Genomic DNA, 17,702 nt, shown 5'->3' with positions numbered 1-17,702 from the left:
CTTTCTTCATTTATTTTTTCTTTATTTGCAAATGATCACACAGAGAACATTGAAAAGGAATTTTCCCTAAGCAATTAAGATTCGTTTCGCAAATTTGTTCAATCGTTGGAACAAATGGAATGACAACTATGTTACTTTCTACTATTTGTGTAACAGGTGGCAATACTGTGCCTACTTGATGTTCAAAACGAATACTCGCTTGATTTATATAATTTCCTGAACCATTTGGCGCGCTCTGTACTGCTACTTGGAACGAAACTGTCCTTGCTTCACCAGGATTTAAACTTCCGATAAGAAACCCTACTGCCGGGCTTACATTCGGCACTGGCGTATTATCAACCGTTACACTTCCAGGAACAAATCGAACACTACTATCTAACATATCTTGAAAACGAATATTTTGCATTACAGTATCACCCGTATTTGTGATGACTGTCGTAAACGTAATGACATCTCCAATTGTTGCTACCTGTAAATCTGCCGTTTTTACGACTGTCGTTGAGACATTTTGAGGAATAAACGGGATAACAACTGTATTACTATCACCTTCAACTACTACTGGCGGCTCATTCGGATTTACAGTTGCAAGCCCATTCGCTGTAGCAGTATTTGTAACTAAATTATTTACTTGCCCTCCTATTATTACAACTTGGAAATTAATAATTGCTGCATCATTTGGCTGAAAATCACCTAACGGAATACCAGTATTCGGATTAGCAAATGGAAGAGGTACATCATTTACCGTTACCGTACCATTTATAAATAGCGTATTCGGATCAATGATATCTGTTAACACAATATTGGTCACAGGAACTGTACTATCATTTATAACAGCGATTCCGTAAGTGACAACATCCCCTATCATTGCTACTTCAAAGTTTGCTCCTTTTGCAACAAATAAGATTGCAGTATTTACCGTCACTATAACTGTATTGCTTGTATCCATCACTGTAACTGGCGGCTCCCCTGGTACTAAAATATATTCTGCTAACGCCCCAGCAACGTTCACTACTGTACCACCATCCGGAAAACTTGTAATCGTAGCTTCATATGTTACAAGTGCCGTCTCACCAACTGGTATATCAGGTATCGTAAATCCAATCTGCGGATTTACCCCCGGTTGCGGAACCCCATTTATCGTTACACTATTTGGAACGAAATCAGCTTCCTGAGATAGCACATCGATAAATTGAACATTCATTGCATCAGCAGTACCAGTATTTAATATACGAACAGTATACGTTACCGTTTCTCCTACACCAACAACTGAATGGTCTACTTCTTTTAGCATATCTAAGCTGCCTCTATTTACCGGCGTAACCGTCGTATTACTTGAATTTGTAATTGTAGACGGAGGTTCTCCTGGAATCAATTCGAAATCACCCGTTACTCTTGCTGTATTCATAATGCTACTAGAAGGCGGAACTGCGATTACATTTACTTCAAATGTAATTAATACACTATCCCCTACTGCAAGATCAGGCAATGCAAAGCCTACAAATGGATCTAAACCTACTTGCGGAATCCCATTTATTTGTACACTTCCAGGAACGAATTCTAAACTAGGTGATGGAACATCGATAAACTGAACATTCGTTGCTGTTACCGTTCCCGTATTTGTAACTTGCACACTATACGTTAACGTATCTCCTAATCGTGTCGCTTCTTTATTTACAGATTTTATAACGCTGAATCGTCCTCTATTCACTCTAGTTATCGTCGTATTACTCGGCTCTGTTACTACAACTGGTGGTTCTCCTGGCACTAAAGTAAAGCTTCCTGTTATATTTGCAACGTTCGTAATTGTTCCTGATGACGGGATGTTTGTAACTGTCGCTTGAAACGTCACTATAACTGTTTCACCAACTGGGATATCTCCAACTCCAAATCCAGTAATCGGATTTAAGTTTGGTTGCGGGGCTCCATTTATCGTTACACTATTTGGTACAAATGACGCTCCTGCTGAAATGGTATCAATAAACTGAACATCATTAGCTGTTACTGTTCCTGTATTCGTTATTTGCACTGTATACGTCAATACATCTCCAACTAGAGTAGCGGCTCTATTTACTTGTTTAATAACATTAAAGCGTCCTCTATTTACAGTTGTGAGTGTTGTATTACTTGGCTGATTTACTATAACTGGTGGTTCTCCTGGTACTAATACAAAACTTCCAGTTACATTTGCAGTATTAGCAATTGTTCCGTTTGACGGAACACTAACAACAGTTACTTGGAATGTGACTTCTACACTTTCACCTGGATTTATATCTGAAAGCGGGAATCCATTATTCGGATTGAATCCAGGTTGTAACACACCGTCTATCGTTACACTGTTCGGCACGAATGCTATAGAAGAAGGTAGTACATCACTATATTGAACATTCGTTGCTGGCACTGTCCCTGTATTTTGAACTACTGTTGTATATGTGATTGTATCACCTACTGCAACAACCGGCTGACTTACTGATTTTAAAACATTCAAACCAGGCTCATTGATTTCTGTTAATGTCGTATTACTTGTCGTCGTCTCCGTAATCGGTGGTTCTGTTTCACTTACAGCAAATGTAGCTGTAACGTCTACAAAGTTAACAATCGTACCACCTTCTGGTATGCTTGTAACCACTTCCTGATATGTGACAACTACAAAATCATCTACAGGTATATTTGGAACTGTAAAACCAATGAAAGGATCTAACCCTGGTGCCGGTACCCCGTTTACGCTCACACTTCCTGGTACAAATGCTACACCAGCAGAAGTCGTATCGATAAATTGAACATTCGTCGCTGGCACTGTTCCGAAATTAAATATCAATACATCATACGTTAATATTTCTCCTACAGTGGCTACTTCTTTATCTACTAGTTTTAACGGAAAAATAGACGCTATATTAATTGTCGTAACGACTAAATTCGTTAATATCGTTTCTGTAATCGGTGGTTCCTGCGGATTTGGTTGTGAAGTAAATGTAACATCTGCATCATTTAAGATGACTTCATTATCTGGAATTTCCGTAATGGTCACTTGGAACGTGACCTCAATACTTCCACCAGCGATTAATAATGGCGTAACTGTAAATCCTATTTCTGGATTTACACCAATTTGCTGCACTCCACCTATCGTTACACTACCTTCTACAAACGTTGTTCCTTCTGGTATGACATCTTGGAAGAACACATCTGTAACTGGTATAATTCCTACGTTTGAAATGAGCACGGTATACATTAATACATCTCCAACCGCTCCAGTTGCAACGTCAACTGTTTTTGTTGCTGTTACTTCACCAGGAGGAGGTAATGGTATTGTAACTACCGTTGTATTACTTGAGTTCGTTGTTGTTACAGGTGGCTGTAAAGGATTTAATAAGAAAGTGGCTGTAGCAGATGCTGTATTTAATACTGCTCCACGTGTAGACGGTGCAACTACCGTAACTTGGAACGTTACTGTCACTGATGTTCCAGCTGCAATATTAGGAAGCGGAAAACCAACATTTGGGTCAAATCCTGGTTGTGTCGTTCCATTTATCGTTACACTATTTGCTACAAATGTTGTTTCTAAAGCAATTGGATCAAGGAAAGAGACATTCGTTGCTGTTACTGTACCGTTATTTCGAATGACAACAGAATACGTGTAAATTTCTCCAAGTGCTGCTTGTTGTACAGAAGAAGATTTTTGTATATTTAACTGTGCTGTGTTTACTTGCGTCACTACAAAATTACTATTTGTAACAGTCGTTATTGGAGGGTTTGCTGGATTTATAAGAAAACTGGCAGTAACGTTCGATTGGTTTCTAACATTTCCACCGCTCGGAACACTCGTCACTGTAACTTGAAACGTAATCGTAGCCGTTTGCCCGACCGGAATATTTGGTACTGGGAAACCTGCCATAGGATTCGCGCCTTGCTGAACGACTCCATTTATCGTCACACTATTTGCTACAAACGCAGTACCGGACGGAATTGGATCTTGAAAAATAATATTCGTTGCAGGAACAGTTCCTGTATTTTGAATAAGAATCGTATACGTTAACGTATCCCCTACTCCTGCTTGTGGTGTATTTACACTCTTCATTATATTAAGTGATCCTACATTCACTCGCGTCACAACAATATTACTAATCGTTACAATTGTAATTGGTGGCTGGAGAGGACTTACTTGGAAATCAGCAGTTACATTCGCATTATTCGGAAGAACTCTATTTGGTGGTACACTCGTGATTGTTACTTGGAAAGTAACTGTTACCATCCCTCCTACTGGAATATTAGCAAGTGGAAATCCAGTTGTCGGGTTCAAACCTGGTTGAGGTGTCCCATTTATTGTTACACTATTCGCTACAAAAGTAGTTCCAACTGGAATCGGATCAAGGAATGATACATTTGTCGCTACTACTGTTCCACTATTTTGTATACGAACTGTATACGTTAACGTATCTCCTACACCGGCTTCAGTAGCACTTACACTTTTCATTACATTTAACCCTGAAGAATTCACGACTGTCATAACAGTATTACTTGGTTCTGTTACAGTAATCGGTGGCTCTGTTGGATTTACAAGGAAATCTCCAGTTACATTCGCATTATTTACAACATTGTTTCCTTGAGGAATTTCATCAATTAACACTTCAAATGAAACAATTACATTCGCGCCAGTAGGCAAATCATTTAACGGGAATCCAAGTTCTGGATCTGCACCTTCTTGTAAAATACCATTAACCAATACACTGTTTTCAATAAATAATGTCCCTTGTGGAATTAAATCTTGGAAAAATACATTCGTAGCTGGCACACTACCTGCATTTATGATTTCAATTGTATATACTAAAACATCTCCTACAGTTGCAACATCTGTATTCACTGATTTCACAACTTCAAAGTTACCTGATTGTACAGTTGTATTCACAATGTTACTCGGAACATTGATTGTTACGGGTGGTTCACTCGGATTCACTTGAAAACTTGCTGTTACATTTGCTTGATTTAAAATATCTTCATTTTCTGGATTCTGTACAATTACTACGTCAAATGTGACTACAACCGTTTGAGCCGCAGGGATATTAGGAAGAGAAAATCCTGTATTCGGATTCAATCCACTTTGCTGTACTCCATTAATTGTTACAGAATTTGCAACAAATGAAACAGCAGAAGAAATAGCGTCTTGGAAAAATACATTTGTTAACGAAACGTTTCCTGTATTTTGGACGGCAATTGTGTATGTTAAAGTATCACCTACCGCCGCTTGCGTTGTATTTACTTCTTTTATTACATTTAAACCGCCTGTATTAACTTGTGTCACAACTGTATTCGTTTGTCTATTAATTGTTATCGGTGGCTGATTCGGAATAACGACGAAATTAGCAGATACATTTCCGCGATTCGCAATCGTACCTCCCGATGGTGTAGATGTAACTCGTACTTGAAATGTAACAGTCCTACTTCCGCCAGGAGATATATTAGCTACTGTAAACCCAGTCGCTGGATTTGCCCCAGGTTGTGAAATCCCATCCACAGTCACACTATTTGCGATAAATGTCGTTCCAATTGGGATTGGATCTTGAAAAATAACGTTCGTTGCAAGTACATTTCCTGTATTTTGAATTGTTACCGTGTACGTAAGAACGTCGTTAACCGTTGCAAAAGCTTTATCCACTGTTTTTCTCGTTGTTATATCAGCTATATTAATTGTCGTAACTACAGTATTACTTGTCGCTTGCCCTGAAACTGGTTGTTGACCAGGCACTGGAGTAAAGGTAAATGTTGTACTCGCACGGTTCGGAATTGGGTTGACAAGAGGATTAGATGTTACTCGAACTTGAAATCGCACTACAGTCGTTTGCGAGGCATTAATACTTCCTAGATTAATACTACTTGCTGGATTTGCTCCTGGACGTGCTACTCCATTTACCGTAACGCTGTTTGCGACAAATGTTGTTCCTGCAGGAATACTATCAACAAAAATTACATTGTTTGCAGCAACATTCCCATTATTTGTGACAGTAACTGTGTACGTTAATACATCATTAAGCGTTGCCGTCTGTAAATCTACAGATTTTTGCATACTTATAGTTGCTTGGTTCACTGTCGTTTGTACTGTATTTGAAGAAGATGTACTTGTAATAGGAGAACTACCGACAAAAGGACGGAATTGATATGACACCATTGCCCGATTTGGAATAGGGTTTGGGTTCGGAAACGATGTTATTCGTACTTGAAATGTAACAACTCTTTGCGTGTTATTTGGGATTGTTCCTAAATTAATTCCATTAGCAGGGTTTGCATTCGGCTGCGTTACCCCCCCTATCGTTACACTACCTGCAACAAACGTCGTTCCGCTCGGAATACTATCACGTAATACAACGTTTTCTGCACTTCCTGTTCCTGTATTTGGGACCGTAATCGTATAAGTGAGAGTATCCCCTACCCCTGCGACTGTTCTATTGACCGATTTAACAGGATTAATAATTGGACCTGTTGCATCAATTTGAACACCAAAACCAGCTGCAGCGTACCCATCTCCATTTGTAACAAATCGAACAGTTGCTGACGTTTGATTGTTTACTAAAGATGCGGAGGCATCTACATTCGTAATATCCCACCCCTGTCTTCGGACAGCCAAAGCTACCCCTAACGGCTGATTTAAATCTCCAAATGTACCGCTCGTATCTAAATTTCCGCTGTCATTACAAATTTGAGACTGGAAGAAATTATTTGCAGGGTTTCTCGGCCCGAATAATGCAACTGTAGCACTCGCATTCGGTCCAAAGCGAAGTTGATCTCCAGAAATGTTAGAATCACCTTCTTGAGCAGTTACAAGTACCCTTCCTGTTACAGCTCCTGTAGCTGGCGTAGCAAATCCGGAAATAGTAGCATCAACTGGTGGTGATGAAGCATCAATAATTTCTTGACCTGCATATACTGACAAATTTCGAAGTGGTAAACTTGCATTTTGATACACAACCTCAAGCGTCCATCCAGCTGAACGACTGATTGTTGGGTCGGCTGAAGTTCTTGCAGCTGGCACAGCACCCGTTGTATATGTGCCTGCTCCACCTGCACTAACAAGATTTGTTACATTGGCAGAGCGAGCATAATAAAACTGATTTCCTACTGAACCTTGCTGCGCGGTAGCAGGATCTGGCGTAACAGAAAACGTCCCTGCTGGCGTTGTAAATGTAGTGTTATCATTTAAAAATGGTAACACATCTTCCGTATCAGTCCGGAAAGTACCAGCCCAAACTAATTCTGCATATAATACACTGCTTCCCGCTGGAAGATTTAAAATTGCACTTGAAGAATTCAATTGCCATTCATCTGTTGTCCCTGCTGGGAACCCTGGTACTTGCAATGCTGTATTTACTGTCGTAAACACAGCAAGTGTACCAAAAATATTACCTGGTGCAGGTGATGTAGGGCTAAGTCCCAGCGTATTCCCAGTAAACGTGACGGCACCAGGTACTGTTGTCGTAAACCTATTTATAAAAGGCACACAATCATCTCATTTCAATTATAGTAAAAAGTGCTCTATACTATAAAATGTAGACAAACTATACAATGTACGTTGTCCAACAAAATTCCGCACATATGAGAGGGGTTTATAAAACTATGCGCTACGTTATCATAACAGGAACTTCACAAGGTTTAGGTGAGGCAATCGCTACGCAATTATTAGAAAAAAATACAACTGTCATCTCTATTTCTAGAAGAGAAAATAAAGAGCTTACGAAACTTGCAGAGCAATATAACAGCAATTGCATTTTTCATTCCCTAGATCTTCAAGATGTACATAACTTAGAAACTAACTTTAAAGAGATCATTTCATCTATTAAAAAAGACAATGTATCCTCTATTCATTTAATTAATAATGCGGGTACAGTTGCACCTATGAAACCAATTGAAAAAGCAGAAAGCGAACAATTCATTACGAACGTTCACATTAATTTACTTGCACCTATGATTCTCACCTCTACTTTCATGAAACATACGAAAGAATGGAAAGTAGATAAACGTGTTATAAACATCTCATCTGGTGCAGGAAAAAATCCTTACTTCGGATGGGGCGCTTATTGTACAACGAAAGCTGGCGTAAATATGTTTACACAGTGCGTGGCAACGGAAGAAGCAGCAAAAGAATTTCCAGTAAAAATCGTCGCTTTTGCACCTGGTGTTGTTGATACAAATATGCAAGCACAAATTCGGGAAACAAATAAAGAAGACTTCACAAATTTAGATCGATTCATCGCATTAAAAGAAGAAGGAAAGCTATTATCACCTGAATACGTTGCGAAAGCTATTCGTAACTTACTAGAAACCGAAGACTTCCCTCAAGGCAAGGTTATTAGAATTGATGAATAACAAAAAGGCGTGCTATTTTAGCACGCCTTTTTGTTCTACTTCTCTAAAAATATAAGCACAGACTCCGCAATTTGCTCATAACCAATTTCTTGATAAATTTTATTCGATGTCGGATTTGCCAGGTCCGTATATAATGTCGTTGTTTTGTAACCGTCATCTAACATACGTTGACTAAGTGCCGCTACGCAATTAGATGCGTATCCCTTTTTCCTTGCTTCTTTCGGCGTATATACAAAATTAACTGTTATATTATTTTTAGTTGGTCTCGTTTTTGCAGCTATAGAAACGAGTTTCCCATCCACTTCCAAACCAAACAGTCGATTTGTAGTTATTAATGTATATGCAGTTTGTTTTGCTTCTTCTTTCGTAGTAGGAAGCTTTACATCTTCACAAAATTGATATATCCACTGTTCTATTAATGGTAATTCATCATTATTTACCGCTCGAAAAAGTCCATTCGCATTACACTTCTTCTTTACTCTGTTCAACTCATACACACCTTGCTCCATTGCAACATGGTTTTTTTTATTTTCTAATACTGCAATCTCTTTCGCTAATTTCTGTACAATTTTCTTATTACCGATCAATCCAGGAATATCCGGATATACTTTCGTTAATTCTTTTGCAAGTTCCTCAATAGTTACTCCCGCAATTTCAGAAGTTGCAACAATGATTTGTTTCTTCTCTTCTGTTTGCAGAAATACAACCGCAATTTCTTCTCCTTGTTTCGCTATCCCCATAAATATCGGTTCTTGGACCATTTGTAATACACCTAATATGAGATTGTTTTCCTGCTCATTCTTTTCTAGAAATGGTGTAACATCTTCTTTAAAATGAAAAATCTCTTCATATACATGTAATTGAATCATCGACAATCTCTTCTCTCTATTTATATTTTAATTAAGTATTGGCGATTAATTCATTAAATCCCTCTTTTACGATTCAATAATATTCAAAGCTAATGTATTTAAAGTATTTTCAGCTTGTAAAATTCTCTGTCTTTCCTTTTCAAATACATCTTCTTCTTTTCGAAATGACTCTTTTCGATTTTTGATCATGCGTTCCATTTCTTTTTTACTCGGTCCACCGTATACATTTCTTTTTTGAATAAAAGCTTCTGGCGATATAATTTCTTTCCACTCTTTTTCTAATAGATTTATATTAAACTTTTCTTGTAAGTATATATTTACGTCTTTCAAATGCAATTCATAAAGCTCCTTTTTCTGCTCCAATGACATACTTGCAATAGTACTTGCTGCATGATGAGCATGCCGAAATGGAATTTCATAGTTTTTCGTTAACACATCTGCGAAATCTGTAATCGTAATTGCATGTTTATAGGAACGATTTTTCAACGTTTCTTCCTCTACTTTCATCGTTCGAATGACTGCATTCATAATAGAAAAAACACGAATAGTCTTTTCAATCCCTTTATATAAATATGGCTGCAAGTCATCTTCCGTATCGACAATATCACCAAATGGTGTATTATGAATCATTTGAAACACTGTAAATGCTTCTCCTAAAGCACTACTCGTAATTGCACGAGCATGCTCAATTGAAACCGGATTTCGTTTTTGCGGCATAATACTACTGATTTGTACATATGGCTTTGCAACAGTAATACCGTCATATTCTTTCGTTGCTAACAACAAAAAGTCATGAATCCATCTACTCGTATTCGTCATCATTACCATAAGTAGCGAGCTAACTTCTAATAAATAATCCGCTCCGGCAACAGCATCATATGAGTTCTCAATTACATTTGCAAATCCAAGTAGATGAGCAACTCGTTCTCGTTTAATCGGGAAACTTGTTGTAGAGAGTGCAGCCGCCCCCATTGGAGACTGATTTAAAAGCTGGTACGTTTTTTTCATTCGTTCTAAATCTCTTTGCATCGTATCATAAATTGCTAACGTATAATGACCAAATGTTGTTGGCTGTGCTGGTTGTGTATGTGTATAAGCTGGCATGATCGTTTCCTTATGATCAGCGGCAAGTTGCAGTACACTTTCTTGCAATAACAAATGCTGTTCTATCAATCGTAATACATATCGCCTTAAACTCATGCGATACATCGTTACGCCCATATCATTTCTACTTCTACCAATATGCATATTACTTACAAAATCGCATTTCGCTTCTTGAGAAATTAAATGTTCGACTAAAAAAAAGAGATCTTCATGCTGCTCTGTATAGAGCAATTGCTCTTCTGGAATTCCCTCTACCTTTTTTAATGCGTGTAATATAACTTTAGCTTCTTCCTTTTTCATTAAATTTTCTTCCGTCAGCATCGTAATATGTGCTTTATGCACTTGAAACATATCTTTCAATAAGTAATTTCGTTGAAAATGAAATACATGTTGTAATACACAATCCACATATGTTTTCCCAGGGAAATCAGCGCCTTCACTCTTTATAAACTCTTCTTTACTTTGTTTCATCACCTTTTCCCCTCTCACCTAAGTATTACTACCCATCATACCCAGAGATAGAAAAAAAGTGCTTGTACATAAAAATAAACTCGGTGCTCTCTGCACCGAGTTTATTTAATAAAAGTCGCATCATACTTATCACTTTGCAACACTTGGAAATGTAAGTTTGCTAAATGTTTCCGTATTTCTGCACTATCGTCTTCATTTAAATTATTCGCCAAAAACACAATCTCCGTACAGTTTCCACGTTTATCCATAGCGTAAACTGCTTTTGTAACCGTCCATGGTGTATAACCATTCTTTTGCCCAGCATGTCTAAATGTTTTACGGTATTTCTTGGCACTCATGTCTGTTTCAACGATATTTGCCCACACTTTTTCTTCAGCTTCTGTCAAGCCACCTTTATGGTTTGCCTTTTGAAGTAATACCATATAATCATTTGCAGAAGCTGCTGGTAATCTATCTGACCAAATTTTGTCGTAACGTTCCTCTAAATAAAGCGGAATTTCCTTCTGTAATAATGGTCCCTTCTTCTTTAAGCGTTCATGAATAATCATTGCATATTCACGATATTGCTCTTGAGACATTTCTTTTAACTTTTTCTCTATTTTATATTTTGGAACATGTAATTCTTTATGCAAATATCCCGGGATATATAAAGATGAAACGATTGGAAATAGTGGTTGATGTGCAGGAAGTGATAAACTTTGTAAATTCCGATTAATATTATCTAATCCTAACACTTCCATTAAGTACTCAGCATTTGCATTTGAACTAAATTTAACCATTCCTTTTGCTACTTCTTCTAAAGAAACCGCTCCTTCAGTTATCTTTCCTTTCTTTTCCAAGTACCTTTGCCATCTATCTTGCGCACCACCATCTGTATTCGGTACATAATACCGATTCACATCATTAATGGAAACGAAACTAGAAGAATCAATTTTCCCTTCCGTAACTTGTTTCGTATATTCAAGCGCTACAATTAATTTCATCGTACTAGCAACTGGCAATACAACATTCGGATTTACAGAATAAACAACTTTATCATTTCTCTTTACTAAAAGCGCACTATTTTTTTCATCTTTATGTTCTTCAATAAAGGATGCGATATACTGTGCATCATCATTATTTGAACTCCAAACTTTTTTCACTAAAAAATTACCCGATATTAGCAAAACGAAAATACCCACAATCACTGCGCATACTATAGTTTTTTTCAAGTAAAATTCCTCTCCTATTGTGTAACTCTTTCTCTTTATCTTTAAAAGAACAAAATAATGGAGATGGTTATTTGAATAACCATCTCCATTATTTTAACTTGTATACTCCCATTATGTCTATGTCATGATTTTCACAAAATCCTCAAGGAATTTTTTATAATGTAATGACCAACCAATTCGCACCCAATTTTTTAAGGCTTTTGCATCAGGTTGAGGACGGAAATCTGCAATACTTTCTCCTTTTGCAATCCCCACTGTATCTACATCTACACGACGATACACATAATCCAATATTGAAGGATTCGCCGCGACCATCATTGTAACAACATCATGTACCGGACTTCCTGTTATTTTCGGATTTAACTTTCTATAAGCTTTATAATAATACGTAAAAATCGGTTCAATTAATTTATTAAAACTCGTTTTAGAATGTTTCGTAATGTACTTTACCATCTCTGGCGTAATTATAGCTTCAGATGTAACATTAAGCGGCACCAACGTCACATTCTTGGCATTTTGCATTACTAATTGTGATGCAATAGGATCACCATGAAAATTCGCTTCTGCGACTGGTGTAACATTTCCAGGCATTAAAAAAGCACCGCCCATTATATAATATTCTTTCACATACTTCATCAATGGTTTTTCTAAAATAAATGCTGTCGCAAGTGTCGTTGACCTCCCGGCATCAACTATAATTAATTCTCCTTTATATTTTTCAAGAATGTCAAAAAACTCACAAAAAGGCCTTATATTTGGAGAAAGATTTTTTGGCGGTCGAATTGGTCCTAAACCTTCCGCCCCATGAATTTCTGGATAATACGTTGTAATATCTCCAGATAAAGGGATTTTCGCACCATTAATAATAGGTATATCTTCCCGCCCTGCCAGTTGCAATAAATATGCCGCATTACTTGTCGCCTTTTCTTGCGTTACATTTCCATACCCCGTTACTACACCAACAATATCAATATCAGGATGTAACAATCCATACATAATTGCCAAAGAGTCATCAATTCCCGGGTCTCCTAAAAATAATACTTTTTTCATCGCCCTCAACTCCATCCCCTCAATTGTTATTAATTTATGAATATTCACAGGCTTACAGAATAAAAAAGAACAAATTTATCCGAAAAAACGCAGTCCTGTAAGGACTACGTTTTCATCTAAACTATACTGTTTTTCTTCACAGCAATCATGCTTCCTAAGATGTAAGCGATAAATGCAAAACAAATCGGGAAGACAACTGTATGTACACCGAACGGATTTGGATAGAAAAGATGAATACATATATATGAGCCTACTCCAACTAAAATAGACGCAAGCGCTCCTGTTGCATTTCCTTTCCTCCAATATAAACCTAATACGATCGGCCAAATAAATGCTGCTTCTAATCCACCGAAAGAAAATAAATTTAGCCATATTAAAAAATCTGGTGGTTTAATCGCCGCTGCATAAACGAGTAGTCCTACAATACCAGTAATCCACAAACTTCCTTTTTTTATCGTACTGTCTGCTGCATCTTTATTTATGTAATTTACGTATATATCTTTAATAATTGACGAGCTTACAAGTAATAATAAAGAGTTTACTGTAGACATAATCGCTGCCATCGGTGCAGCTAAAAAAACTCCAGCTAACCAAGGTGGCAACACTTCCATCGCAAGTAGCGGCATTACTTTATCTGGTACCGTTATACCTGGAAGTACTACTCTTGCAAATACACCAGTTAAATGCATACCAATCATAATTGTACCAACGACAACTGTTCCAATTATTAAAGCTTGGTGCATAGCTTTTGAATTTTTATAAGACATGGCACGCACGCTAATTTGTGGTAAACCTACAACGCCAATTCCAATTAAAATCCAAAATGATGTAACATATGATTTCGTTAAACTGCCATCTGCTCCGAATGGTGTAATTAACTTTGGATTAATTTGAACAAGTTCCTGCATAATCTTTTCAATTCCACCACCAGCAATGACAGTAGCAATTAAAATGATTGTCGTTCCAACTAACATAATGATTCCTAATAATGTATCTGATAGAGCAACTGCACGAAATCCACCAATTAATACGTACACAAGTACAGAAAAAGTAAATAAAAATAGTGCTGTTGTATACGATAGACCCGTTAGTGACTCGATTAATCGTCCACCACCGACCCACTGGGCTACTGTCGCTGAAAATAAAAAGATAATAATACATAACGCAGAAAGTATAACAACTGCTTTATTATTGTATCTCCCTTTTAAATAATCGATAAGAGTAATTGCTTCCATCTTCCTAGCGATAATTGCAAACTTTTTACCGATAACCGTTAAAACGATATAGCCTGTTACAACTTGAACCGCAGATAACAGTACCCATCCAAGACCCATATTGTAAGCAATACCAGGGCCACCAATAAAGCTACTTGCACTACCGTACGTAGCAATCATTGTCATCGCTAATAATAAACCGCCTAGCTCACGCCCACCAAGAAAATATTCTTGTAAAAATTTATTATGAGCAGTTGCTTGCACACGTCTTGAAGCATATACACCAATTAAAAATACAACGATAAACGAAATTATCATTGGAATGATTACATACCAATTCATCTATTATTCCTCACTTTTTTCTTCCTCATCGAGTGAAATATCTTGAAATACAAAACGAACAACTAAACTAAGTAAAATAACCATAACGATAAATCCAACGATACAGCTATAAAAAAACCATGCGGGAAAACCTAATACATATGTATATTCATTCGGATTTTTACTACCAAGCCCATAAGCAAATCCGTACCATATTATAAAATTAATAATAGCAAGTCCAAGACCAATTAACGCTTCTCTATGGGCTATTCGAAAGCGTGGATCATCATGATAATCTTTCATTTTTACCCCTCCTCTCACGATGTATTATTGTACCATTGTTCTTCTAGTTTTTCCTACTAGAAAGCAAAAACAAGCAGGATTTTTTATAATCATATAGAAGATTCTCTTACATTACATATTTTTTACAATTGTAACACAAATGAAATTTGAATTTTCAGTATTTCTTAATTATGATTTTAATTAGAGGCTTTCCATCTAGTTTCCACATCCTTGATTTCGGAATAAGCGCCGTCTCGTACTGCGTTTACATTATATTTTCAAGGGGGTTATACAATGAGTCAACTAGCTGTAAATCTTCATGAAAAGGTAGAGAAATTTCTTCAAGGTACAAAAAAGTTATATGTGAATGGATCTTTCGTTGAAAGCGCTTCCGGTAAAACATTTAAAACACCTAACCCAGCAACTGGTGAAACACTTGCCGTCGTTTCTGAAGCTGGTCGCGAAGATATTCATAAAGCTGTAGTCGCAGCTCGTATGGCTTTTGACGAAGGTCCTTGGTCTCGTATGAGCACCGCTGAGCGAAGCCGTCTCATGTACAAGTTAGCTGATTTAATGGAAGAACATAAAGAAGAGCTTGCACAGCTCGAAACATTAGATAACGGAAAGCCAATCCGTGAAACAATGGCAGCAGACATACCACTTGCAATTGAGCATATGCGCTATTACGCTGGATGGGCTACGAAAATCGTTGGTCAAACAATTCCTGTTTCCGGTGATTACTTTAACTATACACGCCATGAAGCTGTTGGTGTCGTTGGTCAAATTATCCCTTGGAACTTCCCGCTTCTTATGGCAATGTGGAAAATGGGAGCAGCGCTTGCTACAGGATGTACAATCGTTTTAAAACCTGCAGAACAAACTCCACTATCTGCTCTATACTTAGCTGAATTAATTGAAGAAGCTGGATTCCCGAAAGGTGTTATTAATATCGTACCTGGATTCGGTGAATCAGCTGGACAAGCTCTCGTTAATCATCCACTCGTTGATAAAATTGCATTCACCGGTTCTACTCCTGTCGGTAAACAAATTATGCGACAAGCATCCGAAACATTAAAACGAGTTACACTTGAATTAGGCGGTAAATCACCAAATATCATATTGCCAGATGCTGATTTATCTCGCGCGATTCCTGGTGCACTTTCTGGTGTTATGTTTAACCAAGGACAAGTATGCTCTGCTGGATCACGCTTATTTGTTCCGAAGAAAATGTATGATAATGTCATGGCTGATCTCGTCCTCTATTCTAAAAAACTAAATCAAGGTGTCGGTCTTAACCCTGAAACAACAATTGGCCCTCTCGTTTCCGAAGAACAACAAAAACGTGTAATGGGCTACATTGAAAAAGGGATTGAAGAAGGCGCTGAAGTACTTTGCGGAGGAAGTAATCCATTCGATCAAGGCTACTTCGTTTCTCCTACAGTATTCGCTGACGTAAATGATGAAATGACGATCGCAAAAGAAGAAATTTTCGGTCCAGTTATTTCTGCAATACCGTTTAACGATATTGACGAAGTAATTGAACGTGCAAATAAATCACAATTCGGCTTAGCGGCTGGTGTGTGGACAGAAAATGTTAAAACAGCACACTATGTTGCAAGTAAAGTACGTGCAGGTACAGTATGGGTAAACTGTTATAACGTCTTTGATGCAGCATCTCCATTTGGAGGATTTAAACAATCTGGTCTTGGCCGTGAAATGGGATCTTACGCATTAAATAACTATACAGAAGTAAAGAGCGTTTGGCTTAACTTAAATTAATGAGAAAGAACCTGACCTACCTGGTCAGGTTCTTTTCATTATGTATTCCTTTAAACTTGCAGTCCTCCGCTCACATTTAATACTTCACCTGTAATATAAGATGCGTATTCTGATGCTAAAAAGGCTGCTGCGTTCGCAATATCTTCTGGCGTTCCAATTCTACCAACTGGAATAGCGCCAACCATCTTTTCTTTCACTTTATCTGGTATCGTTTTGGTCATATCTGTATCCATAAACCCCGGACAAATCGCATTACAAGTAATACCGAAACTTCCAACTTCTTTCGCTGCTGTTTTCGTTAATCCTACAACTCCTGCCTTTGTAGCCGCATAATTTGCTTGACCTATGTTTCCTTCTCTACTAATTGAAGATATATTAATAATGCGTCCATACCCTTGTTGTCTCATGTAAAGAAGCGCGGGTTGCATACAATAAAAAACTCCAGTTAAATTCACTTGTAATACTTGTTCCCAAGCAGATTTCTCCATTTTATGTAACATTGCGTCTCTTGTAATTCCAGCATTATTCACCAAAATATGTAATGTACCAAATTTTTGAACCGCATATTCAATTAACGACTTTGCTTCATTTTGATTACTCACATCACATCGATATGAGCACACTTCATATCCTTCATCTGATAACTCACGTGTCGTTTTTTGTAGATTCTCTTCATTTACATCGCTAATTAATACTTTCGCACCTAGTTTTGCATAAACCCTTGCAATCTCTTTTCCAATTCCCTGTGCAGCTCCTGTTACAACAGCTGTTTTCCCGTTTAAAAACTCCATCCCTATCCCCCATTTCTATTACTTATACTGTATATTTCGGCTTTTTACTTTCCAATTCCTCTTTGTATAAAAAAGTCTATTTGTGTCAAACTAACTTTGCAACGTCGCATAAAGTGAAACTTTAATCAGTGGGGGTTTTCTTCATCCCCCACTGATTATTAGCCCTCACCAATCGGACTTTTATGGGTAGCCCGCCCCCCACCTAACTTCTTTACTTTCGCTGAATTTTGAGGTGAGGTCTTACTGCCCATTAAAGCGGGA

The 17,702-nt window shown here is 37.5% G+C and carries 10 protein-coding genes; 2 read left to right on the top strand and 8 right to left on the bottom strand.

Annotated features, from left to right (window positions below; all coding sequences use genetic code 11):
- Positions 1-10: 10 nt before the first annotated feature.
- On the bottom strand, positions 11-7,483 hold the full coding sequence (locus tag ACS2QP_RS13950) for a DUF7507 domain-containing protein (protein ID WP_438882526.1): 7,473 nt from the start codon (positions 7,481-7,483) through the stop codon (positions 11-13).
- 116 nt (positions 7,484-7,599) lie between these two features.
- Here ACS2QP_RS13950 and ACS2QP_RS13945 point away from each other — a divergent pair, with 116 nt between their 5' ends.
- The gene (locus tag ACS2QP_RS13945) at positions 7,600-8,349 is read left to right on the top strand and encodes a (S)-benzoin forming benzil reductase (protein ID WP_438882525.1); all 750 of its coding nucleotides are present in this window, start codon (positions 7,600-7,602) and stop codon (positions 8,347-8,349) included.
- A gap of 35 nt (positions 8,350-8,384) precedes the next feature.
- Here ACS2QP_RS13945 and ACS2QP_RS13940 read toward each other — a convergent pair whose 3' ends face one another.
- The 6 genes from ACS2QP_RS13940 to ACS2QP_RS13915 all read right to left on the bottom strand — a co-directional run bounded on the left by ACS2QP_RS13940 (position 8,385) and on the right by ACS2QP_RS13915 (position 14,892).
- Complete coding sequence (locus ACS2QP_RS13940; protein WP_153581184.1) at positions 8,385-9,218, bottom strand: GNAT family N-acetyltransferase; 834 nt, start codon at positions 9,216-9,218, stop codon at positions 8,385-8,387.
- 66 nt (positions 9,219-9,284) lie between these two features.
- Positions 9,285-10,793 (bottom strand): argininosuccinate lyase, encoded by a 1,509-nt coding sequence (argH, locus tag ACS2QP_RS13935; RefSeq protein WP_153581183.1) that lies wholly within the window; start codon positions 10,791-10,793, stop codon positions 9,285-9,287.
- A 101-nt stretch (positions 10,794-10,894) separates the two neighbouring features.
- Complete coding sequence (locus tag ACS2QP_RS13930; protein WP_000751369.1) at positions 10,895-12,004, bottom strand: serine hydrolase; 1,110 nt, start codon at positions 12,002-12,004, stop codon at positions 10,895-10,897.
- Positions 12,005-12,121: 117 nt separating this feature from the next.
- On the bottom strand, positions 12,122-13,069 hold the full coding sequence (locus ACS2QP_RS13925; protein WP_009879443.1) for a nucleoside hydrolase: 948 nt from the start codon (positions 13,067-13,069) through the stop codon (positions 12,122-12,124).
- Positions 13,070-13,170: 101 nt separating this feature from the next.
- Positions 13,171-14,610, bottom strand: coding sequence for a sodium/pantothenate symporter (gene panF / locus ACS2QP_RS13920; RefSeq protein ID WP_153581182.1), 1,440 nt, complete (start codon positions 14,608-14,610; stop codon positions 13,171-13,173).
- Positions 14,611-14,613: 3 nt separating this feature from the next.
- Complete coding sequence (locus ACS2QP_RS13915; protein ID WP_000656239.1) at positions 14,614-14,892, bottom strand: YhdT family protein; 279 nt, start codon at positions 14,890-14,892, stop codon at positions 14,614-14,616.
- Positions 14,893-15,165: 273 nt separating this feature from the next.
- Here ACS2QP_RS13915 and dhaS point away from each other — a divergent pair, with 273 nt between their 5' ends.
- The gene (gene dhaS / locus ACS2QP_RS13910; protein ID WP_438882524.1) at positions 15,166-16,650 is read left to right on the top strand and encodes an aldehyde dehydrogenase DhaS; all 1,485 of its coding nucleotides are present in this window, start codon (positions 15,166-15,168) and stop codon (positions 16,648-16,650) included.
- Positions 16,651-16,700: 50 nt separating this feature from the next.
- On the opposite strand, the gene fabG is transcribed toward dhaS, so the two are convergent.
- On the bottom strand, positions 16,701-17,441 hold the full coding sequence (gene fabG, locus ACS2QP_RS13905; protein ID WP_000395038.1) for a 3-oxoacyl-ACP reductase FabG: 741 nt from the start codon (positions 17,439-17,441) through the stop codon (positions 16,701-16,703).
- Between the last annotated feature and the right edge of the window lie 261 nt (positions 17,442-17,702).

It is taken from the genome of Bacillus cereus group sp. Bce019, assembly GCF_051781745.1.
Lineage (GTDB): Bacteria > Bacillota > Bacilli > Bacillales > Bacillaceae_G > Bacillus_A > Bacillus_A cereus.
The sequence above is the reverse complement of the archived record's forward strand: the minus strand, read 5'-3'. Positions and strand labels throughout refer to the sequence as shown.

Excerpts from the sequence above, each read along its gene's own strand:
- ACS2QP_RS13925 (WP_009879443.1), bottom strand. The coding sequence starts at position 13,069 with ATGGAGTTGAGGGCGATGAAAAAAGTATTATTTTTAGGAGACCCGGGA.
- fabG (WP_000395038.1), bottom strand. The coding sequence starts at position 17,441 with ATGGAGTTTTTAAACGGGAAAACAGCTGTTGTAACAGGAGCTGCACAG.
- ACS2QP_RS13945 (WP_438882525.1), top strand. The coding sequence starts at position 7,600 with ATGCGCTACGTTATCATAACAGGAACTTCACAAGGTTTAGGTGAGGCA.
- ACS2QP_RS13915 (WP_000656239.1), bottom strand. The coding sequence starts at position 14,892 with ATGAAAGATTATCATGATGATCCACGCTTTCGAATAGCCCATAGAGAA.
- dhaS (WP_438882524.1), top strand. The coding sequence starts at position 15,166 with ATGAGTCAACTAGCTGTAAATCTTCATGAAAAGGTAGAGAAATTTCTT.
- ACS2QP_RS13940 (WP_153581184.1), bottom strand. The coding sequence starts at position 9,218 with ATGATTCAATTACATGTATATGAAGAGATTTTTCATTTTAAAGAAGAT.
- argH (WP_153581183.1), bottom strand. The coding sequence starts at position 10,793 with ATGAAACAAAGTAAAGAAGAGTTTATAAAGAGTGAAGGCGCTGATTTC.
- panF (WP_153581182.1), bottom strand. The coding sequence starts at position 14,610 with ATGAATTGGTATGTAATCATTCCAATGATAATTTCGTTTATCGTTGTA.